Below are 20,552 nucleotides of genomic sequence, written 5' to 3'. Positions count from 1 at the left end.
TGTGAAAGCCGCGTATGTCGCGAAACGCCCACCACGACTGCATGATCGCCGGCGTGGGGTCAGGTGGGTCAGGTGGGGGAGATGGCGGGCCAGGGGAGGGTGAGTTCGCCGTGGCGCCAGCGGCGGGGGCCGTCGAGGACCGGCCAGCCCGCCTCGCGTACGGCGGACACCGCGCGCAGCCAGCGTTGGCGCGGGCCGTACGGGGCGTAGCCGGCGGCGGCGCGCCAGGCGTCGTCGAGCGCGCGGATCAGGTCGTGGATGCGCTCGCCGGGGACGTTGCGGTGGATCAGCGCCTTGGGCAGCCGTTCGGCCAGCTCCGCCGGGGCGCCCAAAGTGGTGAGCCTCGCGGCCAGGGTGAGCGTACGGGGGCCGTCGGCGTCGATCAGCAGCCAGCCGCCGAGCCGCCCCAACTCGTCGCAGGTGCCCTCGACCAGCAGCCCGCCCGGGGCCAGCCCGGCGGTCACGGTGCGCCAGGCGTCGGCGACCTCGCGCTCGTCGTACTGGCGCAGGACGTTGAACGCGCGGACCAGGGCGGGCCGCAGCCCGGCCAGCTCGAACCCGCCCCGGGCGAAGGTGAGCCGGGGCGGGTCGGCGGACGGCTGGGCGGCGGCGACGCGTACCGGATCGATCTCCAGCCCGACGACCCGCACGTCGGGGCGGACCGCGGTGGCCAGCCGGGCGCGCAGTTCGACGGCGGTCACGGGGCTGGCGCCGTAGCCGAGGTCCACCACCAGCGGGTCGGCCGCCTCGCGCAGCGCCTCCCCGCAGGTCTCGACGATCCAGTTGTCCACCCGGCGGAGCCGGTTGGGGTTCGTCGTCCCCCGGGTCACCACGCCGAGCGGCCGGTGCCGCGCCGTGCCCGCCATCGTCCGCGACCGTCCGGGCCGGCTCAGCCGACCCGGTGCACCTTGTGCTGGGCGGCCTGGGCCAGCGGGCGTACGACGAGGCGGTCCACGTTGACGTGCTGCGGGCGCGTCGCGCACCAGGCGATGCAGTCGGCGACGTCCTCGGCGACCAGCGGCTCGGCGACGCCGGCGTAGACCGCCGCCGCCCGCTCGGCGTCCCCCGCGAAGCGGACCAGCCCGAACTCGTCGGTCCTGACCATGCCGGGGTCGATCTCGATGACGCGCACCGGTCGACCGCAGAGTTCCAGCCGCAGCGTGCCGGCGATCGCGGTCTGCGCGTGCTTCGCGGCGGCGTAGCCGCCCCCGCCCTCGTACACGATGAAGCCGGCGGTGGAGGAGACGACCACGATGGTGCCGGCCCCGGACGCCTCCAGCGCGGGCAGCAGCGCCTGGGTGACGCGCAGCGTGCCGAGCACGTTGACGTCGTACATCCACTGCCAGTCGCCGACCGACCCGGACTCGACCGGGTCCAGGCCGCGCGCGCCGCCGGCGTTGTTGACCAGGAGGGTGACCGGGCCCAGGGCAGCCGCCGCCCCGGCCAGGCCGGCCACCGACTCGTCGGAGGTGACGTCGCAGGCCACGGCGGTGGCCGCGCCCCCCGCGGCCTCGATCTCGGCCACCAGGGCGGCCAACCGGTCGGTACGCCGCGCGGCGGCGAGGACGTGGAATCCCTCGGCGGCGAGCCGGCGGGCGGTGGCCGCCCCGATCCCGCTGGACGCTCCGGTGACAACGGCGACAGAGGTCATCCGGTCATTCTCCCCCGAAGGGCCGGGGTGGCTGCCGGCGGCGCGGTGATGAGGTCCGTCACGCCGGGGCGCCGCCCCGGCGCATTACGCGTGCCCGATGGGGAAGATGACATTGGCCGGGGACGTTGTCCGAAGGGCGCCGGGCGTGCGGACGGCATCAACCGTGACAAAGGGAGCGGACGTGGCGGAGTTGCACACCGGTGTGGGTCGGCAGCGCGGTGCGCGCCCGTGGCCCCGCCCCCGGCGGATCGCGACGCTCTCGGTGCACACCTCACCCCTGCACCAGCCGGGCACCGGCGACGCCGGCGGCATGAACGTCTACATCCTGGAGGTCGCGCGGCGGTTGGCCGAGGCGGACGTCGAGGTGGAGATCTTCACCCGGGCTACCTCCCGCGACCTCCCCCCGATCGTCGAGACGGCGCCGGGCGTGCACGTCCGGCACGTCACCTCCGGCCCCCTGGGCGGGCTCACCAAGGAGGAGCTGCCGGGGCAGCTCTGCGCCTTCACCGCCGGGGTGCTCCGCGCCGAGGCGTCCCGGCCGCCCGGCCACTACGACCTGATCCACTCCCACTACTGGCTCTCGGGTCAGGTCGGCTGGCTGGCCAAGGAGCGCTGGGGAGTGCCGCTGGTGCACACCGCGCACACGCTGGCGAAGGTCAAGAACGCCCAGCTCGCCGCCGGGGACCGGCCCGAACCGAAGGCCCGCGTCATCGGCGAGGAGCAGGTGGTCGCCGAGGCCGACCGGCTGATCGCGAACACGACGGTCGAGGCCCGCGACCTGATCGACCGGTACGACGCCGATCCGGCCCGCGTCGCGGTGGTCGAGCCCGGCGTGGACCTGGAGAGGTTCCGCCCGGCGCCGGGGAACCGTGATCGCGTCGCGGCCGCCGCCCGTCGCCGGCTCGGGCTGCCCGCCACCGGTTACGTGGTGGCCTTCGTCGGCCGCATCCAGCCGCTGAAGGCCCCGGACGTGCTCATCCGCGCGGTGGCCGCGCTGCGCGAGCGCGACCCGGTGCTCGCCGACGAGGTGACCGTGGTGATCTGCGGGGGCCCCAGCGGCAGCGGCCTGGACCGGCCGACCGCCCTGATGGAGCTGGCCGCCACGCTCGGCGTCGCCGACCGGGTGCGTTTCCTGCCCCCGCAGACCGGTGACGACCTGCCCGCCCTGTACCGGGCCGCCGACCTGGTCGCGGTGCCGTCGTACAACGAGTCCTTCGGCCTGGTCGCGCTGGAGGCACAGGCCTGCGGTACGCCGGTGGTGGCCGCCGCCGTCGGCGGCCTGGTGACCGCCGTGCGGGACGGGGTCAGCGGCGTGCTGATCGACGGCCACGACCCGGCCGACTGGGCCCGTACGCTCGGGCGCCTGCTGCCGGACCGGCTCCACCGCGCCGAACTGGCCCGGGGCGCCGCGCGGCACGCCCGTAACTTCTCCTGGCACCGCACCGCCTCCGGACTGCTCGCCGTCTACGGCGAGGCGATCGCCGCGCACCGGGCCCGGCTCGCCTCCGAGCTGGCCGGCGGCCCGGCGATGTCCTGCTCCTGGTGACCGGTCGCGCCGGCCGTCGCCACCGGTGCCGGGGCGGTGGCGGCCGTAGAGTGGATCCGATGAGCGGGAAGAGCGATCTTGCGGCCCTGATCGAGTCGGTCTGCGACGAGCGGGAGCTGGCCTGGGAGTCGACCGGCCCGGGCTCGTACGCCGTCACGCTGCCGGGCACCCACAAGCTGAAGACGGTCTGCAACCTGATCGTCGGGGAGCACGCGCTGCGGATCGAGGCGTTCGTGATGCGCCAGCCGGACGAGCGGCGCGAGGAGCTGTGGGCCTGGCTGTTGCAGCGCAACGCCCGCATGTACGGCGTCTCGTTCTCCGTCGACGCGGTCGGCGACGTCTACCTCACCGGTCGTGTCAACCCCGCCGGGATCGACGCCGACGAGCTGGACCGGCTGCTGGGCGCGGTGCTGACGTACGCCGACGAGTCCTTCGACACCATGCTGGAGATCGGCTTCGGCAGCTCGATCCGGCGGGAGTGGGAGTGGCGGGTCAAGCGGGGCGAGTCCACCGCCAACCTCGCGGCGTTCGCGCACCTCTTCGAGCCGTCCCCGGGCGGCGGCGGGTCCGGGCAGCAGGGCACCGCGGCGACCGCCGGGCAGTAGGCACCGCGGGGCCCGCAGGGCGGTCGGGAGCCGCCGGGTCCGCCGGGTGGTCGGGTGCCGCCGGGCGGGCTGGTGCCGCTGGGTAGTCCGGCTCGGCCGGGTCGCGTAGGGAGACCGCCGCCGACGGGGCGGGCACGGGTGCCCCGGTCGGAGGTTCGGACCGGTCCTGACGGGTATGCCGCACCGCGCGGTGCGGCACTGGGACCGGCCGCGCGCCGAGGACCAACTGTCGAGGAGCGTGAGCGTCCCATGGCTCAGCGGAACAGCTCAGGTCGCGGCGGGACTGCGACCAGGACGAAACGGCAGGCGGGCAACCAGACCCCGAACACCCCGACGATCTCCGAGTCCGAGATCTCCCGGATGAAGGTGGACGAGATCCGGGGACAGCTCCGCAAGCGCGGGGTCTCCGGCATCTCCGCCCTGCGCAAGCCGGAACTGGTGAAGACGCTGGCGAAGACCCTGCGGGCCGAGCGCCCCTCGGGTGGTGCCGCGCGTCGCAGCACCGGGCCCGCCGGCCGGGCGACGGGGACGCGGGCGTCCGCCGGGCGGGCAGCCGCCACGAAGAAGGCGGCATCGGGCCGGGCGGCGGGCAAGGCCGCCCCGGGCCGGGCGCAGGCGGCGAACAAGACCGCCCCGGCGAAGAAGGCGGCGGCGAAGAAGGCGGCCGAGAAGAAGGCGCCGGCCCGGAAGGCGTCAGCCCGGAAGGCCGCCGCGAAGGCGGCCCCGGCGAAGAAGACCACGTCGGCGGCCCGGAAGTCCACGCCGGCCCGCACGTCCACGTCGTCGGCCCGCGCGTCCGCGGCGGCGCCGTCGCGGGCGGGCACGACGCGCGGCGGTACGGCGACCGGGATCCGGACCGGGCGGAGCACCTCGCGGTCGGTGCGTTCCTCGCAGCTCATCTCGTCCACCGCCGACCGGCCGGAGCGCCCCGGCCGCAGCCTGGTCACCACCAACCACGACGTGATCCGGCGCTGGGCGGGGGAGCGCGGCGCCAGGCCGGCGACGATCGCGGGTACCGAGCGGGAGGGGCGGGCCGGCGTGCTCACCTTCAACATGCCGGGTTACCGGGAGAGCAGCCGGGTACGCGAGATCACCTGGGACGAGTGGTTCGGGACCTTCGACGAGCGGAAGCTGAACCTGATCTACCAGGAGCAGCTCCGGGACGGCCGACCGAGCAACTTCTTCCGTACGGAATCGCCCGATCGTGAGGACGCCTGACGTGTTTGGGGGAATGGTCGACGGGTAAGCGCTGTTGGCCATGACCGAGACCCGAGGCGGGGGGCACTCCGGTCCGACGACGGAGCTGTGACCGGCGAGACAGCCCATCCAGGTTGTCTTCGTAATCCCGGGCGAACTAACTTTATTGCACCGCGCCACGCTTGGAACCGTTCGGGGGAGCGGTGGATCGATCAGATCCGTGCACCGAGCGAGGCGCAGGGGACGGGTGGAACAACACCGTTGGGGGACGGTGGCCACCTGTTTGGACCGGCGGCGTGAGCGGGCGACGCCTACGGGGGTGGGCTTCGCCCGCCGCCGCCGGTCATACGGTGCGAACGCCCATCGCGATCACGAGTCGCGATGGGCGTTCTGCTGTCCCCCTCAACCACCCCACCCCGCCCGCCTGTGCCTGGGCCTGCCCCGCCGTCGGGCCCCCTTTTCCGGCCCCACCCGCCTCCCTCCGCCGCTCGCGGCGTCCGTTGACCATGGGGTTGACGGCGATGCCGATCTCTGCGGACGCCGCCAACCTCATGATCACCGCACGGGGGTCGGGGACGGGGTCGGGGTGGAGGGAGGTGGGAGGGGGGTGGAGAGTTGGCGGAGGGCGGCGACGCGGCGTTCGCGGGGTGGGCCGGCGAGCAGGTGACAGCCGGCAGCCAGCAGCCCCAGCCCGCCGACGATGAGCCAGTGCCGGTCCCCGAGGTACTGCAGGCTGACCCCGCCGAGGGTGGGCGCCACGAACGACGCCGCCGGGAACGCCAGGTAGAACACGGACTGGTAGCGGGCCCGCAGCTCCAGTGGGGCGAGGTCGGCGTTGATCTGCGCGTTGGGCGGCGCGGCGAGCATCTGGCCGACCGTCCAGACCACCGCCGCGGCCAGGTAGACCGCCACGTCGTCGGCGAACGCGAGAGTGGCGAAGCCGAGCGCCAGCAGCGCGGTGGAGACGGCCAGGACGCGGTCCCTGCGGTGCCGTTCGATCAGCCGCGGGACGAAGAGCTGCCCGAGCACGATCAGCACCCCGCCGAGGGCCACCACCGCGCCGTACGCCGACGGGCGCAGGCCGTCCGACCGCATCGCGAGGGGCATGATCGTCGACGTCTGCATGGTCAGTACGGCCAGCACGAAGGTCAGGCCCACGAAGGTGAGGAAGGTGCGGTCGGTCAGCGCCGTGTGCAGCCCCGCCGGCCGCTCCCGCCCCGCTCGTCCCAGCCCCGCCCGCCCCTTCCCCCGTCGCCCTGCCGGCCGCCCCCGCCCCGCTCCCGACTCCGCCGGCCGCCCCCGTCCCGCCTTCGTCTGCCGCGCGACCTCCGCCCGTCGCGGCGCCGCTCCGCCGCCACCGACCGGTGCCGGCCGAAGATCTTGGAGACCTGCCGTCCGGTCGGAACGGGAAGTGTCCAAGATCGGTGCAGGCGTGGCGGCGCGGCGGGGGAGCGTCTCCGGGACCTTCCAGGCGATGACGCCCGCCGCGAGCAGGGTGGCGGCGGCGTCGACCAGGAAGAGCGCGACGAAGCTCGCCTCGGCGAGCAGTCCGGCCAGCAGCGACGCCACGGCCATGCCCAGGTTGAACGCCCAGAACTGGAGGTTGAAGGCCCGGGAGCGACGCCGTTCGGGCACCACGTCGACGATCGCCGCCACGAATGCGGGGCTGGGCATCGAGTGCGCCACCCCGACCAGGGCGGCGAGCGCCGCGATCATCGCCAGGTGGCGGCTGAAGGCCAGCCCGACCATCAGCCCGGCGGTGACCAGGTGGGCGGCGAGCAGGGTGGACCGCCGGCCCCACCGGTCGGCCAGCACCCCGCCGAGCAGCACGCCGGCCGCCCCGCCCAGCCCGTACGCCCCGACGACCGTCCCGGTGAGCGCCTCGCTCGCGCCCCGCGCCTCGGTCAGGTAGAGCGACAGGAAGAGCATCGCGAAGGCGCCGGCCCGGTTGATCAGCAGGCCGGCCCAGAGGTACCAGAAGGTGGCGGGAAGCCCGCCCGTGGTGTCGTCCAGCCAGCGGCGCAGGGCCCGCACCCGTCCTCCCGACAGTTTTGTTTCCTAACCGAAGCGTCCTCGACGGTAGGAAGCCGAGCGCTGCCGCGCCAGCGTGTCGCTGGTCATCGGGTTCCGGTCGGCTCCGCCGCCCGCCCCGGGTCCCTGTCCGGCAGGCCGTCGCCCCGCGCCGGATCCACCGGCTCGGCGGGGGCCGTCGCCGCCGCCTCGGCCGCCTGCGGGGCGGGCGGCTGGATCGCCACCACCGGCACGACGGGGCCGGTGGCCGTCCGCAGGGTCGCGGCCCGCCGCTCCCGGGTCGGGCCGGAGATCAGGTGCGCGAGCGCCATCAGTCCGCCGATGGCGGCGCAGCCGAGCCAGAGCTGGGCGTTGCCGGCCTGCTCCCGGACCAGGCCGCCGAGGACCGGCGCGACCGCGGCCGCCCCCTGCCAGGAGAGGGAGAAGACGCCCTGGTAGCGGCCGCGCAGCTCGGCGGGGGAGAGCTCGGCGATCAGGGTGGCGTTGGACGGCGAGTTGAGCATCTCGCCGACCGTCCAGACCAGCACGGTGAGGCCGTAGAACCAGGCGGTGTCGGCGAAGGCGGTGAGCCCGAACCCGACGCCCATCACCACGGACGCCAGGGCGAGCACGTGCGACCGGCTCCGGCCCCTGATCAGCCGCGGCACGAAGAGCTGACCGACCACGATCAGCACCCCGTTGAGCGCGATCACCGAGCCGTAGGTGGCGGGGCTGAGGCCGGAGTCGCCCATCGCGATCGGCAGCATCGAGATGTGCTGGAGGAAGACCAGCGCGGCGAAGAGGTTGAGCGTCACGAAGCCGAGGAAGACCCGGTCGCGCAGGATGGTGCGCAGCGCCCCGACCGGCACGCCGCCGCTCTTGTGGGCCACCGCGCCGGTGGGGGCCCGCCGGGTCTCGCCCACCTTGGCGAAGATGATCAGTGCGGTGATCACGGTGGTGGTCGCGTCGACCACGAAGAGCAGCAGGTAGCCGGCCTCGGCCGCGAGGCCGGCGAGGATCGCCGCGCTGGCGAAGCCGAGGTTGATCGCCCAGTAGTTCAGCGAGAAGGCACGCAGCCGGTCCTTCTCCGGCACCACGTCGATGACCATCGCGCCGAACGCGGGCCGGGCCGCCTCGGCGAACATGCCGAGCAGCAGGGCGCCGAGCGCCACGGCCCACAGTTCCCGGGCGAAGCCGAGCGCGAGCATCATGGCAGCGGCGCCGAGGTGCGCGGTGAGCAGGGTGGGCCGGCGGCCCCAGCGGTCGCTCAGCGTGCCGCCGGCGGTGGTGCCGAGCGCGCCGCCGACACCCCACAGGCCGAGCACCAGCCCCGCCTGCGACGGGGAGAACCCGCGTTCCTGCGTGAGGTAGATGGCGAGGAAGACCAGGACGAACGAGCCGAGCCGGTTGATCAGCGTGCCGGCCCACAGGTACCAGAAGGTGACCGGCAGGCCGCCGGTGGTGTCCCGGAACCAACCCCGCATCGTCCGCACGTCGGCGCCCCCGCCCCGTAATGACCGCCCTGATTATTGCGCCTTACAACCTAGTGTCAGGCCGGATGTCCGGGCAGCGCCTTTTCCACGTGGTGGTCGTCACGACCACCGCCCGCGCGTCGTCCGACGCCGTGCGGCAGGATGATCGGCATGACTGCTAGCGAGGGGCCCACCGTCGGGACGCTGGTCCTGCTGCGGCACGGCGAGAGCGACTGGAACGCCAAGAACCTCTTCACCGGCTGGGTCGACGTCGACCTGACCGAGAAGGGCGAGAACGAGGCGCGCCGCGGCGGCGAGCTGCTGCGCGAGCACGACCTGCTGCCGGACGTGGTGCACACCAGCGTGATGCGCCGCGCGATCCGCACCGCCGAGCTGGCGCTCAACGCCGCCGACCGGCACTGGATCGCCGTGCGCCGGTCGTGGCGGCTCAACGAGCGGCACTACGGCGCCCTCCAGGGCAAGAACAAGAAGCAGACCCTGGAGGAGTACGGCGAGGAGCAGTTCATGCTCTGGCGCCGCTCGTACGACACCCCGCCGCCGCCGATCGCCGACGACGACGAGTTCTCGCAGGTCGGCGACCCGCGTTACGCGCTGCTGCCGGGCGAGCTGATGCCGCGCACCGAGTGTCTCAAGGACGTCGTCGAGCGGATGCTGCCGTACTGGTACGACTCGATCGTGCCGGACATCCTGGCCGGCCGGACGGTGCTGGTGGCCGCGCACGGCAACTCGTTGCGCGCCCTGGTCAAGCACCTGGACCAGATCTCCGACTCCGCGATCGCCAAGCTCAACATCCCCACCGGCATCCCGCTGCGCTACGACCTGGACCCGCAGCTGCGCCCGCTCACCCTGGGCGGCACCTACCTGGACCCGGCCGCCGCCAAGGCGGCCGCCGCCGCGGTGGCCAACCAGGGCCGCTGACGTAGAGCCACGCCGAGGGCCCCTTCCCCACGCGACGAGCGGGGAAGGGGCCCTCGGCCGTACCTCAGTTCGGGGTGGGCGCGGTCTGCCCGGTGATCAGGTAGACCACGTGTTCGCCGGCGTTGACGGCGTGGTCGGCGAAGCGCTCGTAGAAGCGGCCGAGCAGGGTGGCGTCGATGGCGGTCTCCACCCCGTACGGCCAGTCCTCGCCGAGCAGCAGCCCGAACAGGCTCCGGTGCAGGTCGTCCATGGCGTCGTCGTCGCCGTCCAGTTCGGCGGCGAGGTCCGCGTCGGGCTTGGCGAGCACCGAGCCGATCTTGATGGCCATCCGGTCGGCGATGGCGGCCATGTCGGTGAAGGTCGGCCGCAGTTCCGCCGGCACGGCCGGCGAGGGGTGCCGGCGCAGGGCGGTCTTGGCGACGTGGTCGGCCAGGTCGCCCATCCGCTCCAGGTCGGCCGCGACGTGCAGCGCGGTGATCATCGCGCGCAGGTCGGAGGCGACCGGGGCCTGCCGGGCGAGTAGGTCGCAGACCCGCTCCTCGACGTGCCGGTAGAGCTCGTCGATCTCGGCGTCCCGCTCGATCACCGTCTCGGCCGCCCGGCGGTCCGCGGTGAGCAGGGCGCGGGTGGCCTGCCGCATCGCGGCCCGGACCCCCTCGGCCATGTCCACCAGCAGCTGGCTGACGATCTGCAGGTCAGCCCGGAACTCGTCGCGCATTGTCACGTCCTGTGGTCGGTGGTCGCCGGCCCGGAGGCCGGCGGGGAGCAGGTGCGCCGCCCACGGTAGGTCGGACGGGCGGACCCGAGGTGAACCTCGGTGAACGACGCCGGGCGCGGGAGTGAACTTTCCCGGAAGTGAAGGTGATTCATCCCATTTGAGGGGGTTCCCAGGTTAACAATGACCCTACGATCGCCGGGTGGAATGGGCGGAGACGGTCGCGGTGGCCGTGGCACTGGCGGTCGGGCTGATCGCCGGGTTGCTGCTGCCCCGGCTCGTCCCGGCGCCGGGCGAGCGCGCCACGCGGACGGGGAGCCGGTCCGGCTTCCCCTTCAACAGGGGGAGGCTCCCGATCGCCGAGGATCCGCAGTCCGGGATCGGCCGCCGGACCATCGACTCGCTGCGGGCCGGCGTGGTCGTGCTCGACCCCGACGACCTGCCCGTCCTGGTCAACCCCGCCGCCCGCGCGATGGGGCTGCTCCGCACCGGCCCCACCCAGGGCTCGATCGCCGCCCACCCGCTGATCCGTACGCTCGCCGGGCAGGTACGCCGCACCGGCGTGCGGCGCGAGATCGAGCTGGACCTGCCGCGGGGCCGCGACAACGCCGGGGTGAACCCGCTCGGGGTGCACCTGCGGGCGATGGGGATCGGGGCGGGCTTCATCGCCGTCGAGGCGTCGGACGTGACCGAGTCGCACCGGCTCGCCCGCGTCCGCCGGGACTTCGTGGCCAACGTCAGCCACGAGCTCAAGACCCCCATCGGGGCCCTCCAGCTCCTCGCCGAGGCGCTGCTGGACGCCACCGAGCCGGCCGGGGCGGGCGCGCCCGACCTCTCCGAGGACCTGGTCGCCGCCCGCCGGTTCGCCGAGCGCATCCAGCACGAGTCGACCCGGCTGGGCCGTCTGGTGCAGGAGCTGCTGGAGCTGACCCGGTTGCAGGGCGCCGAGCCACAGCCGCCCCCGGAGCCGGTCGCGATCGACTGGGTGATCGCCGAGGTGATCGACCGGACCCGCACCTCCGCCGCCGCCCGGCGGATCGAGGTGACCGTCGACGCCGAGCGGGGCCTGACCGTCCACGGCAGCGACACCCAGCTCGCCACGGCCGTGTCGAACCTGGTGGAGAACGCCGTCAACTACTCGGGCGAGGACACCACCGTCCGGATCACCGCCCGCGCCACCGACGAACACGTGGAGGTGTCCGTCGCCGACCAGGGCATCGGGATCGCCCCGACCGACGTCGACCGGATCTTCGAGCGGTTCTACCGGGCCGACCAGGCCCGGTCCCGATCGACCGGCGGCACCGGCCTGGGGCTGGCCATCGTGAAACACATCGCCGGCAACCATGGCGGAAGGGTGGAGGTGTCGAGCACTCTTGGTGGTGGGTCGACGTTCACCCTCCGGCTGCCCACCCGTCCCCCCGACGAGGTCCTGGCGACACCGCCCTCCGCTGGGATCGAGGCCGGTCCGGCCGAGCTCCGGCAGGTCTGACAGCACATGGAAAGGAAGTTCCGTTGAGCCGCGTTCTCGTGGTCGAGGACGAGGAGTCGTTCTCCGACGCCTTGTCGTACATGCTCCGCAAGGAGGGTTTCGAGGTGTCCGTCGCCGCGACGGGGACCTCCGCCCTCACCGAGTTCGACCGGACCGGCGCCGACATCGTGCTGCTCGACCTGATGCTGCCCGAGATGTCCGGCACCGAGGTGTGCCGCCAGCTGCGGCAGCGCTCGCACGTGCCGATCATCATGGTCACCGCCCGGGACAGTGAGATCGACAAGGTGGTCGGCCTGGAGATCGGCGCCGACGACTACGTCACCAAGCCGTACTCGCCCCGGGAGCTGGTCGCCCGGATCCGGGCGGTGCTGCGGCGGCAGAGCGCCGAGGCCGCCGAGTCGGGCGGGCCGACGCTGGCCGCCGGCCCGGTCCGGATGGACATCGAGCGGCACGTGGTGACCGTCGACGGCGCCCCCGTCCAGCTTCCGCTCAAGGAGTTCGAGCTGCTGGAGCTGCTGCTGCGCAACGCCGGCCGGGTGCTCACCCGGGGTCAGCTCATCGACCGGGTCTGGGGGGCCGACTACGTCGGCGACACCAAGACCCTCGACGTGCACGTCAAGCGGCTGCGCTCCAAGGTCGAGCCGGAGCCGTCCGCGCCGCGCTTCATCGTCACCGTGCGGGGTCTGGGCTACAAGTTCGAGCCCTGATCGGCGTACGCACGACGGGGCCCGCGCCGCGCGCGGGCCCCGTCGTCGTCGGTCGGTCAGGCGCCGTCGGCGGGGTGCGGGGCGACCAAGCCCTGCCGCCCGCGCGCCCCGCAGACCTCGGCCAGCTTCGCGTACGCGGGGGCGCCGATGAGCGCGGTCAGCTCCGGGCCGTAGGAGACGTACATCGGCTCGGTGCCGACGTGCGCGTCGGTGGAGGAGGTGCACCACCAGTCCAGGTCGTGCCCGCCCGCGCCCCAGCCGCGCCGGTCGAACTCGGCGAGCGTGGAGACCAGCACCTTCGTGTTGTCCGGCCGCTTGACCCACTCCTGGTCGCGGCGGATCGGCAGCTGCCAGCAGACGTCCGGCTTGTATTCCAGCGGGTGCACCCCGTCGCGCAGCGCCTGGGCGTGCAGGGCGCAGCCGGCGCCCGCCGGGAAGTCGGCGTCGTTGAGGAAGACGCACGGCCCCTCCGCGCCCTGGGTGGCGGTGCGGCGGGCGGAGTTCTTGCCGTCGATGGTGTCGTTCTCGGTCCAGTTCTTGAACCCGCGCCGGAAGTGCTGCCACGTCGACGGGGTCAGCCGCTTCACCGCGGCCCGGACCCGCTGCTCGTCCTCGGCGTCGGTGAAGAACGCGCCGTGCGAGCAGCAGCCGTCGGCGGCCCGGCCGGCGACGATGCCGTGGCAGCCCCGGCCGAAGATGCACGTCCAACGGGAGAGCAGCCACGTCAGGTCGGCCCGGATGAGGTGGTTGTCGTCCGCCGGGTCGGCGAACTCGATCCATTCCCGGGGAAAGTCCAGGGGCACCTCACGGCTGCGCGGGTCGTCCGGGTCGTCCACCAGCACGCGGAGTTCGATCTGGCCTGTCACCCGGCCCAGCGTACGCCCGGTGCCCCCACCGGTCCGCCGAGCCGCGCAAACGGGTTGGCCCTAGTGTCTTCACCATGCGACTGGGTGTCCTCGACGTCGGTTCCAACACGGTGCACCTGCTGGTGGTCGACGCCCATCACGGGGCGCACCCCTGGCCGGCGCACTCGGAGAAGGTCATGCTGCGGCTGGCCGAGCAGATCGGCCCGGACGGCGCGCTCACCGAGGCCGGCGCGGACGGCCTGGTCAAGGCGGTCGGCATGGCCAAGGCGGCGGCCGTCGGGCTGGGCGCCGAGGACCTGATCGCGTTCGCCACCTCCGCCGTCCGCGACGCCACCAACGCCGCCGAGGTGCTGGCCCGGGTGCGCGACGAGACAGACGTACGCCTGGAGGTGCTGCCGGGTGCGGACGAGGCGCGGCTGACCTTCCTCGCGGTGCGGCGCTGGTTCGGCTGGTCGGCGGGCCGGCTGCTGGTGCTGGACATCGGCGGCGGCTCGCTGGAGATCGCGGCCGGCATCGACGAGGACCCGACCGTCGCGGTCTCCCTGCCGCTCGGCGCCGGTCGGCTCACCCGCGACCGGCTCCGGGTGGACCCCGACAGCGCGGTGGCGCCGCCGGCCGAGGCCGTCGACGAGCTGCGGGCGTACGTCGACGGGCTGCTGGAACCGGTCGTCGCGCAGATGACCGCGGTGGGCTGGGAACGACCGGTGGCCACCTCGAAGACGTTCCGGACCCTGGCCCGGCTGGCGGGTGCGGCGCCCTCCGGCGCCGGCCTGTGGGCGCCCCGCCGGCTCACCCGCGCCGGGCTGCGGCAGGTGCTCGCGTTCATCCGGCACATCCCGCCGGCCCAGCTCGCCGAGCTGGAGGGGGTCAGCGCCGGCCGGGCCCACCAGCTGCTCGCCGGGGCGGTCGTCGCCGAGGCCGTGCTGCGCCGGCTGGACGTCGAGGCGCTGGACATCTGCCCCTGGGCGCTGCGCGAGGGCGTGATCCTGCGGCGGCTGGACCAGCTCGGCCCGGTGTGATTCGCGCGGTTTGCGGTCTCTCGTCACGAGCTGTCGATCGACCCCGGCTACCCTCGATGGTGTGACTTCCCGCGTCCCCGTGCTCCTGTCCACGTCCTCGGTCTTCCCTGAGCGGACCGCGGCGGCGTTCCAGCTCGCCGCCGCGCTCGGCTACGACGGCGTCGAGGTGATGGTCTGGACCGACGCCGTCAGCCAGGACGCCGGCGCGCTGCGCGGGCTCGCCGAGCACTACGGCGTCCCGGTGCTCTCGGTCCACGCGCCCTGCCTGCTGGTCACGCAGCGGGTGTGGAGCCCCGACCCGTGGGAGCGGCTGCGCCGCTCCGCCGAGCTGGCGGCGACGCTCGGGGCGCCCACCGTGGTGGTGCACCCGCCGTTCACCTGGCAGCGCGACTACGCGCGCAACTTCGCCGACGGGCTCGCCGCGATCGCCGCCGAGTACCCGGACCTGCGCTTCCCGGTGGAGAACATGTATCCGGTGCGGATGGCGGGGCGGCAGTTCGTGCCGTACGTCCCGGGCTGGGACCCGACCGAGACGGGCTACGCCTCCTACACGCTCGACCTGTCGCACTGCGCCGCCTCGCACACCGACTCGATGGCGATGGCCGACCGGATGGGTGCCAACCTGGCCCACGTGCACCTCGGCGACGGCACCGGCGAGGGCCGCGACGAGCACCTGGTGCCGGGGCGCGGCACCCAGCCCTGCGGCGAGCTGCTCGCCTCGCTGGCCGGGCGCGGGTTCACCGGCTCGGTCGCCGTGGAGGTCACCACCCGGGGCGCGAAGAGCCGCGCCGTACGGGAGGCCGACCTGCGGGAGGCGTTGGAGTTCGCCCGCCAGCACCTCGGCACCCCGTCCCCGGTCGACGCCTGAGCACCGCACCGTCCCCGGTCGGCGCGCCCTGCACGCCGCGCCGTCCCCGGTCGGCGCCTGAGCGCCGACCGGGCCGGGCGTCAGACGACCGTGGTGAGCGATTCCTTGGCGCTCGCGCCGGCCTGCTCGCCGATGGCCGCGCGCTTGCGGGCGCGGTGGGCGGCCACGTGCGAGCGGGTGGCGCAGCGCTCCGAGCAGAACCGCCGGCAGCAGTTGGACGAGGTGTCCAGGTAGACGTTGCCGCAGCGCTCGTCGGCACACACCCCGAACCGGGCGCTGCCGTACTCGCAGAGCCAGACCGACAGCCCCCAGACCGCGCCGGCCAGGTATTCGGCGCTCACCGAGGCGCCCCGGCTGGTCACGTGCATGTGCCAGTCGCTGGAGTCGTGCCCGGAGATGCGGGGCTGCACCGGGAACGCCTCCAGCAGCGCGTTGAGTTCGGTCACCGCCCGGGCGTCCCGCCCGGAGGTGCCGTACTCGAAGACGTCGCGCAGCCGCTTCTGCGCCCGCCGGAAGGTCGCGAGGTCCCGCTCCGCCACCTCGTCGCGCATCCACGCGTTGTCGTCGGGGAAGAGGGCCCGCAGGTCGTCGAGGTCGTCCAGGCGGGCGTTGACGAGGTCAACGCCGGTCCGGGCGTACGCGTCGAAGTTCACGCCCACAACCGTAGACGACTCAGGGGGCCCGTGGCGCGTCGATGTAGTGCGGCAGGAACCGCGCGTAGCCGTCGGTGATGAGGCTCGCGCTCTCCCGCAGCCCCACCCCGGCCGACTCGCCGTCGACGATCCAGCTGCCCAGCACCAGCCGGTTGCCGGCGAACTCCGGCAGCGCCCGGAACTCCTGGTAGCACCAGCCCTCGTCGCCGTAGATGCCCGGGTTGCTGATCTCGGTGTCGCCGGTGACGATCCGCACCGAGCCGCCCTCCCGGCCGAGCAGCGGCTTGGCCACGTACTCCGTCATGCCGCGCGGCGAGTCGAGGTACGCCGGCAGCAGCAGCTCGTGCCCGGGGTAGAGCTCCCAGAGCACGGCGAGCAGCGCCTTGTTCGACAGCAGCAGCTTCCACGCCGGTTCGATCCAGGTCGTCGGGGTGCCCGGCTCCAGCGCCAGCGGCCCGTACGGCTCGGCGAGCATCCACTCCCAGGGGTAGAGCTTGAAGCAGGTGGTGACCGGCTGGTCGGCCGCGTCGACGAAGCGCCGGCCGTCCCAGCCGAGTTCCTGGATCGGCTGAAGCGTGACCTCCAGCCCGGCCTGGCGGGCGGTCTCGGCCAGGTAGCCGGCGGTCATGTGGTCCTCGCCCGACTCCTCCTCGTTCGACCAGACCACGTGCACCCGGCGGTCGTGCAGCCCCGCGCCGATCTTCGCCCACGCGCCGACGAGGCGCTCGTGCAGGCTGTTCCACTGGTCCAGCTCCGGCCGGGTGTGCTCCAGCCAGTACCACTGGACGATGCTCGCCTCGACCAGCGCGGTCGGGGTGTCGGCGTTGTACTCCAGCAGCTTCGGCGGCCAGCTGCCGTCGTAGGCGAGGTCGAAGCGCCCGTACAGGGTGGGCGGCGCCTCGCGCAGCGACCGGGCCACTGCCTCGGCCGCCCAGGCCGGGATGCCGAACTCGGCGTAGCGGTGGCGCGCGACGACGTGTTCGGCGGCGGCGACCGACATCCGGTGCAGCTCCTCGGTCGCCTCCTCCAGCCGCAGCACCTCGTCCAGCTCGAACGCGTACGCGGCGGTCTCGTCCCAGTACGACATGATGCCGCCGTCGGGCAGCTCGGTGTCGACGTACACCAGGCCCTGGGAGCGGATGGTGGCGTCCCAGTCCGGGCGGGGGGTGACCGACTCCCGGCGCACCTCAGCCGCCGCAGGAGGCGAGGTGGGTGCCGAAGCCGCCCTTGTCGGGCACCGCCGCGGCGGCGGGCTCCGGCGCGCTGCGCCCGGCGGTCACCGTGGGCGCGCGCAGCGCCAGGGCCACCGTCTCGCCGCCGCCCACCGGGCCGAGGGCGCAGTCGTCATCGTCGTCGTCCGAGGACATGTTGCAGCCGGAGAGGGTGAGCGCGAGGACGGTGAGCGCGCCGAGCTGCACGGAGGCCGACCGGAGTCGGCGTCGGGGGCGTTGTTCCACGTCCATGGTTGTAACCGATGGGGGCCACCGCCGTCCGCCCGCGGGTGGTGCCTGTGATGCGGTTGGGACCTGGCGACCGAGGCTGCGCCGCTGCCCCGCGCGGGGCCACCGGCGGGCGTTAGGCTCGATCCATGCTCCGTACCGTCATCCTCGCCGCGTCCCGGTCATCCCAGGTCGAGCGGCTCGTCGCGACGGCCCCGTTCACCCGGGACCTCGTCCGCCGGTTCGTCGCCGGCGCCAAGACCGACGACGCGTTGCGCGCGACCCGCGAACTCGTCGACGGCGGTCTCGCGGTCACCATCGACAACCTCGGCGAGGACACCGTCACCCCCGAGCAGGCCACCGCCACCCGCGACGAGTACGTCGGGCTGCTGAAGCTGCTCTCCGGGGCGGGGCTCACCCCGGCGGCCGAGGTGAGCGTCAAGCTGTCGGCGCTCGGCCAGATGTTCGACGAGCAGCTCGCCTACGACAACGCGCGGGCGATCTGCGCCGCAGCCGAGGAGGCGGGCACCACGGTCACCCTGGACATGGAGGACCACACCACCACCGACTCGACCCTGGACATCCTCGCCAAGCTGCGCAAGGACCACCCGTCGACCGGCGCCGTGCTCCAGGCGTACCTGCGGCGGACGGAGTCGGACTGCCGCGAGCTGGCCACGGCCGGTTCCCGGGTGCGGCTGTGCAAGGGCGCGTACAAGGAGCCGGAGTCGGTGGCCTACCAGTCCGCGCGCGAGGTCGACAAGTCCTACGTACGCTGCATGAACATCCTCATGTCCGGCGACGGCTACCCGATGCTGGCCACCCACGACCCGCGCCTGATCGCGATCGGGGAGGACCGGGCCCGCTGGTTCGACCGCGGCCCCGAGCGGTTCGAGTTCCAGATGCTCTACGGCATCCGCCCGGAGGAGCAGGCCCGGCTGGCCGGCGAGGGCTACACCGTGCGGACCTACCTGCCCTACGGCGAGGACTGGTACGGCTACCTGATGCGCCGCCTCGCCGAGCGTCCGGCCAACCTCATGTTCTTCGGCCGGGCCGTGATGTCGAGGAAGTAGGTCAGTCGTTCGACCAGCCCCGGGTGCTCAACACCAGGCGGTAGCCGTCCGGATCGGCCACAGTCACCCCCCAGCGGTCCCAGTACGGGCCGGCGGAGACCCTCGTCCCGCCGGCCCGTTCCAGTTCCCGGACCAGCTGGTCGTCGACGGGGCCGTCGAGGTAGAGCACCAGCAGGTCCGCAGCAGTCGGCGTCGGCGCCACGGCGAGCTGCTCCCCGCCGACGAGTTCCAGGTGCCAGTGGTCGCCCGGCCGGCCGACCACGAGCAGGTCGTGCTCGCCCGGCGCCTCGGCGGCGGAGCGCCAGAGCACGTCGAGGCCGAGCCCGTCGACCCAGAAGCGTTCGGCGGCTGCCAGGTCGCGGCTCGGTCGGGCGATGCGCAGGTGCAAGGCGGCGGCGGGGGCGAGCGGCATGAGTGGATCGTGCGACCTGAAGCCGGCGTGAGGTCAAGCCTTGACGGCATTGGCTAATTGTCTTAGCTTTTGGGTTATGACTATTAGCTACGTGGAGCGGGACGGCGGACGGATCGCCTACGAGGCGCACGGGCGGGGGCCGCTCGTCGTCCTCTCGCACGGTGTGGGGGAGAACCGTGGTTCCTTCCGCCATTTGGTCCCGCTGCTCGTCGAGGCCGGGCACCGGGTGGCGTCGGTGGACGTCCGGGGGCACGGCGCGTCCAGCGCCGGCTGGCCGTCGTACACCCCGGCTGAGGTCGGCGCCGACCTGCTCGCGGTGGTCCGCGACCTGGGCGGCGGGCCGGCCACCCTGGTCGGCAGCTCGTCCAGCGCGGCGGCCGTGGTCTTCGCCGCCGCCGACGCACCCGCCCTGGTCAACGGCATCGTCCAGGTCGCCCCGTTCGTCGAGGAGCCGAAGCTCAACCCGGTCACGCGGGTGGTCCAGACCGCCGTGCTGCGCAGCCCTCGGATCTTCGGGCTGTTCCACCGCACGCTCTTCCCGTGCGACCGGCCGGCCGACGACGCGGCGTACCGCAGGGCGATGGTCGCCAACCTGCGCGAGCCCGGCCGGATGGCGGCGATGCGCGGCGTGCTCGCGCCGGCCGATCCGCACTGGACCGCCCGCGCCCGCGAGGTCCGGCAGCCGGTGCTGGTGCTGATGGGCGCGAAGGACCCGGACTTCCCGGACCCGGGCGCCGGGGCGCGGGCGGCCCGCCGGCTCTTCGCCACCGCCGAGGCGCGGATGATCGACGACTCCGGCCACTACCCCCACGCCGACCAGCCGGCCCGCACCGCCGCCCAGCTCACCGAGTTCCTGGCGGTCACCGGTGCCTAGGGCCGGGCTCAACCAGCGGAGCGTGGTGCGCGAGGCGGCCCGGCTCGCCGACGAGGTCGGGGCCGACCAGCTCACCCTCGCCGCGCTGGCCGGCCGGCTCGGCGTCGCGCTGCCCAGCCTCTACAAGCACGTCCGGGGGGCCGACGCGCTCGCCCAGAAGCTCTCCGCGCTGGCCACCGCCGAGCTCGCCGACGAGCTGACCGCCGCCGTCGCGGGCCGGGCCGGTGGGGAGGCGCTGCGGGCCGTCGCCACCGCCTACCGGGCGTACGCCCACCGGCACCCCGGCCGCTACCCGGCCAGCCAGCGGGTGCCCGACCCGGCCGACCCGGAGCACGTCGCCGCCGGGGAACGGGCCGTCGGGGCGATCCGGGCCACCCTGCGGGGCTACGGGCTCGACGGCGACGACGCCCTCGACGCCACCCGGATGCTGCGCAGCACCCTGCACGGGTTCGTCGCGCTGGAGGCGGCCGGCGGGTTTGGCCTGCCCCGCGCCGTCGACGCCTCCTTCGACAGCCTGGTCGCCGCGCTGGACGGCGCGTTCCGGTCCTGGCCCCGGGGGCGACGCCCGTGACGGCCCTGGGCCTGCTGCTGCTCTTCCTGCTGGAGCTGGCCGTGCTGGCCGTCGGCGCCTGGTGGGGCTGGACCCTGGACGCGGCGCCGCCCGTGCGGGTGGCCGCCGCCGTCGCCGTGCCGCTGCTGTTCGCCGCGCTCTGGGGCGTCCTCGGCTCGCCGAAGGCCCGCGTGCCGCTGCCGACGGCCGGCAAGCACGCGTTCCAGGCCGCCTGGTTCGTGGCGGGCGGCGGGATGCTCGCCCTGCGCGCACTGCCGCTGGCCGGGGTCGCGCTGGTCGTGGCGTGGGCGGTCACCGTCACCCTGCTCCGCCTGACGGGCCGCCCCGCCTGAACCACCCGGCCCCCGCCGGGTCTCCACCGCCGGGGCCGCGGGGCCGCGTACCTGCCGGGCGGTGCTCGCCGGGCCGCTTGATTGGTCGTACCCTTCGGCGGGTGACTGACGGGCAGC

The 20,552-nt window shown here is 74.0% G+C and carries 22 protein-coding genes; 12 read left to right on the top strand and 10 right to left on the bottom strand.

The features are described from left to right. Positions 1-68: 68 nt before the first annotated feature. Positions 69-866: a class I SAM-dependent methyltransferase gene (locus AB0G08_RS04825; RefSeq protein WP_358083149.1), complete on the bottom strand. Its 798-nt coding sequence runs from the start codon at positions 864-866 to the stop codon at positions 69-71. 23 nt (positions 867-889) lie between these two features. Then, on the bottom strand, positions 890-1,651 hold the full coding sequence (locus AB0G08_RS04820; protein ID WP_358083146.1) for an SDR family NAD(P)-dependent oxidoreductase: 762 nt from the start codon (positions 1,649-1,651) through the stop codon (positions 890-892). A gap of 181 nt (positions 1,652-1,832) precedes the next feature. Between AB0G08_RS04820 and mshA the strand changes: the two genes are divergently transcribed. The 3 genes from mshA (at position 1,833) to AB0G08_RS04805 (ending at position 5,020) form a co-directional block, all read left to right on the top strand. Then, the gene (gene mshA / locus AB0G08_RS04815; RefSeq protein WP_358083143.1) at positions 1,833-3,197 is read left to right on the top strand and encodes a D-inositol-3-phosphate glycosyltransferase; all 1,365 of its coding nucleotides are present in this window, start codon (positions 1,833-1,835) and stop codon (positions 3,195-3,197) included. Positions 3,198-3,256: 59 nt separating this feature from the next. Next, entirely contained in the window at positions 3,257-3,802 is a 546-nt protein-coding gene (locus AB0G08_RS04810) for a YbjN domain-containing protein (RefSeq protein ID WP_358083140.1), read from the top strand. A 360-nt stretch (positions 3,803-4,162) separates the two neighbouring features. Then, complete coding sequence (locus AB0G08_RS04805; protein ID WP_358083569.1) at positions 4,163-5,020, top strand: hypothetical protein; 858 nt, start codon at positions 4,163-4,165, stop codon at positions 5,018-5,020. Positions 5,021-5,554: 534 nt separating this feature from the next. Here AB0G08_RS04805 and AB0G08_RS04800 read toward each other — a convergent pair. Together AB0G08_RS04800 and AB0G08_RS04795 are read right to left on the bottom strand one after the other, a co-directional pair. Next, positions 5,555-7,033 carry an MFS transporter gene (locus AB0G08_RS04800; protein ID WP_358083137.1) on the bottom strand — a complete coding sequence of 493 codons (1,479 nt, stop codon included), beginning with the start codon at positions 7,031-7,033 and terminating at the stop codon, positions 5,555-5,557. An 83-nt stretch (positions 7,034-7,116) separates the two neighbouring features. Next, positions 7,117-8,502, bottom strand: coding sequence for an MFS transporter (locus AB0G08_RS04795; protein ID WP_358083134.1), 1,386 nt, complete (start codon positions 8,500-8,502; stop codon positions 7,117-7,119). A 150-nt stretch (positions 8,503-8,652) separates the two neighbouring features. On the opposite strand from AB0G08_RS04795, the gene AB0G08_RS04790 reads away from it, so the two are divergent. Beyond that, complete coding sequence (locus tag AB0G08_RS04790) at positions 8,653-9,420, top strand: phosphoglyceromutase (protein ID WP_358083131.1); 768 nt, start codon at positions 8,653-8,655, stop codon at positions 9,418-9,420. A 64-nt stretch (positions 9,421-9,484) separates the two neighbouring features. Here AB0G08_RS04790 and phoU read toward each other — a convergent pair whose 3' ends face one another. Beyond that, on the bottom strand, positions 9,485-10,138 hold the full coding sequence (phoU, locus tag AB0G08_RS04785; protein ID WP_357874876.1) for a phosphate signaling complex protein PhoU: 654 nt from the start codon (positions 10,136-10,138) through the stop codon (positions 9,485-9,487). Positions 10,139-10,337: 199 nt separating this feature from the next. Between phoU and AB0G08_RS04780 the strand changes: the two genes are divergently transcribed. Together AB0G08_RS04780 and AB0G08_RS04775 are read left to right on the top strand one after the other, a co-directional pair. Then, on the top strand, positions 10,338-11,624 hold the full coding sequence (locus AB0G08_RS04780; RefSeq protein ID WP_358083128.1) for an ATP-binding protein: 1,287 nt from the start codon (positions 10,338-10,340) through the stop codon (positions 11,622-11,624). 23 nt (positions 11,625-11,647) lie between these two features. Continuing rightward, positions 11,648-12,331, top strand: coding sequence for a response regulator transcription factor (locus tag AB0G08_RS04775; protein WP_088998216.1), 684 nt, complete (start codon positions 11,648-11,650; stop codon positions 12,329-12,331). Positions 12,332-12,387: 56 nt separating this feature from the next. Here the strand turns inward: AB0G08_RS04775 and AB0G08_RS04770 are convergent, their stop codons facing one another. Next, positions 12,388-13,197: a hypothetical protein gene (locus AB0G08_RS04770; RefSeq protein WP_358083125.1), complete on the bottom strand. Its 810-nt coding sequence runs from the start codon at positions 13,195-13,197 to the stop codon at positions 12,388-12,390. A 74-nt stretch (positions 13,198-13,271) separates the two neighbouring features. Here AB0G08_RS04770 and AB0G08_RS04765 point away from each other — a divergent pair, with 74 nt between their 5' ends. After that, positions 13,272-14,216 carry a Ppx/GppA phosphatase family protein gene (locus tag AB0G08_RS04765; RefSeq protein WP_358083122.1) on the top strand — a complete coding sequence of 315 codons (945 nt, stop codon included), beginning with the start codon at positions 13,272-13,274 and terminating at the stop codon, positions 14,214-14,216. Positions 14,217-14,277: 61 nt separating this feature from the next. Continuing rightward, positions 14,278-15,084 carry a sugar phosphate isomerase/epimerase gene (locus AB0G08_RS04760; RefSeq protein ID WP_358083119.1) on the top strand — a complete coding sequence of 269 codons (807 nt, stop codon included), beginning with the start codon at positions 14,278-14,280 and terminating at the stop codon, positions 15,082-15,084. Positions 15,085-15,164: 80 nt separating this feature from the next. Here AB0G08_RS04760 and AB0G08_RS04755 read toward each other — a convergent pair whose 3' ends face one another. Genes AB0G08_RS04755 through AB0G08_RS04745 form a run of 3 tightly spaced genes read right to left on the bottom strand, consistent with a single transcriptional unit; the run spans position 15,165 to position 17,194 of the window. Beyond that, a complete protein-coding gene (locus AB0G08_RS04755; RefSeq protein ID WP_358083116.1) occupies positions 15,165-15,737 on the bottom strand; it encodes a CGNR zinc finger domain-containing protein in 573 nt (190 codons plus the stop codon). Between the two features lie 19 nt (positions 15,738-15,756). Beyond that, a complete protein-coding gene (locus tag AB0G08_RS04750) occupies positions 15,757-16,923 on the bottom strand; it encodes a glutathionylspermidine synthase family protein (protein ID WP_358083113.1) in 1,167 nt (388 codons plus the stop codon). A 1-nt stretch (position 16,924) separates the two neighbouring features. Next, positions 16,925-17,194, bottom strand: coding sequence for a hypothetical protein (locus tag AB0G08_RS04745; RefSeq protein WP_358083111.1), 270 nt, complete (start codon positions 17,192-17,194; stop codon positions 16,925-16,927). Between the two features lie 131 nt (positions 17,195-17,325). Here AB0G08_RS04745 and AB0G08_RS04740 point away from each other — a divergent pair, with 131 nt between their 5' ends. Beyond that, positions 17,326-18,246, top strand: coding sequence for a proline dehydrogenase family protein (locus AB0G08_RS04740; protein ID WP_358083106.1), 921 nt, complete (start codon positions 17,326-17,328; stop codon positions 18,244-18,246). Between the two features lies 1 nt (position 18,247). Here AB0G08_RS04740 and AB0G08_RS04735 read toward each other — a convergent pair whose 3' ends face one another. Continuing rightward, positions 18,248-18,658 carry a VOC family protein gene (locus tag AB0G08_RS04735; protein ID WP_358083103.1) on the bottom strand — a complete coding sequence of 137 codons (411 nt, stop codon included), beginning with the start codon at positions 18,656-18,658 and terminating at the stop codon, positions 18,248-18,250. A gap of 76 nt (positions 18,659-18,734) precedes the next feature. Between AB0G08_RS04735 and AB0G08_RS04730 the strand changes: the two genes are divergently transcribed. Genes AB0G08_RS04730 through AB0G08_RS04720 form a run of 3 tightly spaced genes read left to right on the top strand, consistent with a single transcriptional unit; the run spans position 18,735 to position 20,435 of the window. Further along, a complete protein-coding gene (locus AB0G08_RS04730; protein ID WP_358083100.1) occupies positions 18,735-19,532 on the top strand; it encodes an alpha/beta hydrolase in 798 nt (265 codons plus the stop codon). Next, positions 19,525-20,103 (top strand): WHG domain-containing protein, encoded by a 579-nt coding sequence (locus AB0G08_RS04725; protein WP_358083097.1) that lies wholly within the window; start codon positions 19,525-19,527, stop codon positions 20,101-20,103. Before AB0G08_RS04730 ends, AB0G08_RS04725 begins: the two co-directional genes overlap by 8 nt. Beyond that, complete coding sequence (locus tag AB0G08_RS04720; RefSeq protein WP_358083095.1) at positions 20,100-20,435, top strand: YrdB family protein; 336 nt, start codon at positions 20,100-20,102, stop codon at positions 20,433-20,435. Before AB0G08_RS04725 ends, AB0G08_RS04720 begins: the two co-directional genes overlap by 4 nt. The last annotated feature ends 117 nt before the right edge of the window (positions 20,436-20,552 follow it).

The sequence above is a fragment of the Micromonospora sp. NPDC023644 genome (assembly GCF_040640115.1).
Taxonomy (GTDB): domain Bacteria; phylum Actinomycetota; class Actinomycetes; order Mycobacteriales; family Micromonosporaceae; genus Micromonospora.
This window is presented reverse-complemented; position numbering and strand designations above follow the sequence as displayed.

Excerpts from the sequence above, each read along its gene's own strand:
- AB0G08_RS04825 (WP_358083149.1), bottom strand. The coding sequence starts at position 866 with ATGGCGGGCACGGCGCGGCACCGGCCGCTCGGCGTGGTGACCCGGGGG.
- AB0G08_RS04820 (WP_358083146.1), bottom strand. The coding sequence starts at position 1,651 with ATGACCTCTGTCGCCGTTGTCACCGGAGCGTCCAGCGGGATCGGGGCG.
- AB0G08_RS04810 (WP_358083140.1), top strand. The coding sequence starts at position 3,257 with ATGAGCGGGAAGAGCGATCTTGCGGCCCTGATCGAGTCGGTCTGCGAC.
- AB0G08_RS04790 (WP_358083131.1), top strand. The coding sequence starts at position 8,653 with ATGACTGCTAGCGAGGGGCCCACCGTCGGGACGCTGGTCCTGCTGCGG.
- AB0G08_RS04765 (WP_358083122.1), top strand. The coding sequence starts at position 13,272 with ATGCGACTGGGTGTCCTCGACGTCGGTTCCAACACGGTGCACCTGCTG.
- AB0G08_RS04740 (WP_358083106.1), top strand. The coding sequence starts at position 17,326 with ATGCTCCGTACCGTCATCCTCGCCGCGTCCCGGTCATCCCAGGTCGAG.
- AB0G08_RS04735 (WP_358083103.1), bottom strand. The coding sequence starts at position 18,658 with ATGCCGCTCGCCCCCGCCGCCGCCTTGCACCTGCGCATCGCCCGACCG.
- phoU (WP_357874876.1), bottom strand. The coding sequence starts at position 10,138 with ATGCGCGACGAGTTCCGGGCTGACCTGCAGATCGTCAGCCAGCTGCTG.
- AB0G08_RS04805 (WP_358083569.1), top strand. The coding sequence starts at position 4,163 with ATGAAGGTGGACGAGATCCGGGGACAGCTCCGCAAGCGCGGGGTCTCC.
- AB0G08_RS04730 (WP_358083100.1), top strand. The coding sequence starts at position 18,735 with ATGACTATTAGCTACGTGGAGCGGGACGGCGGACGGATCGCCTACGAG.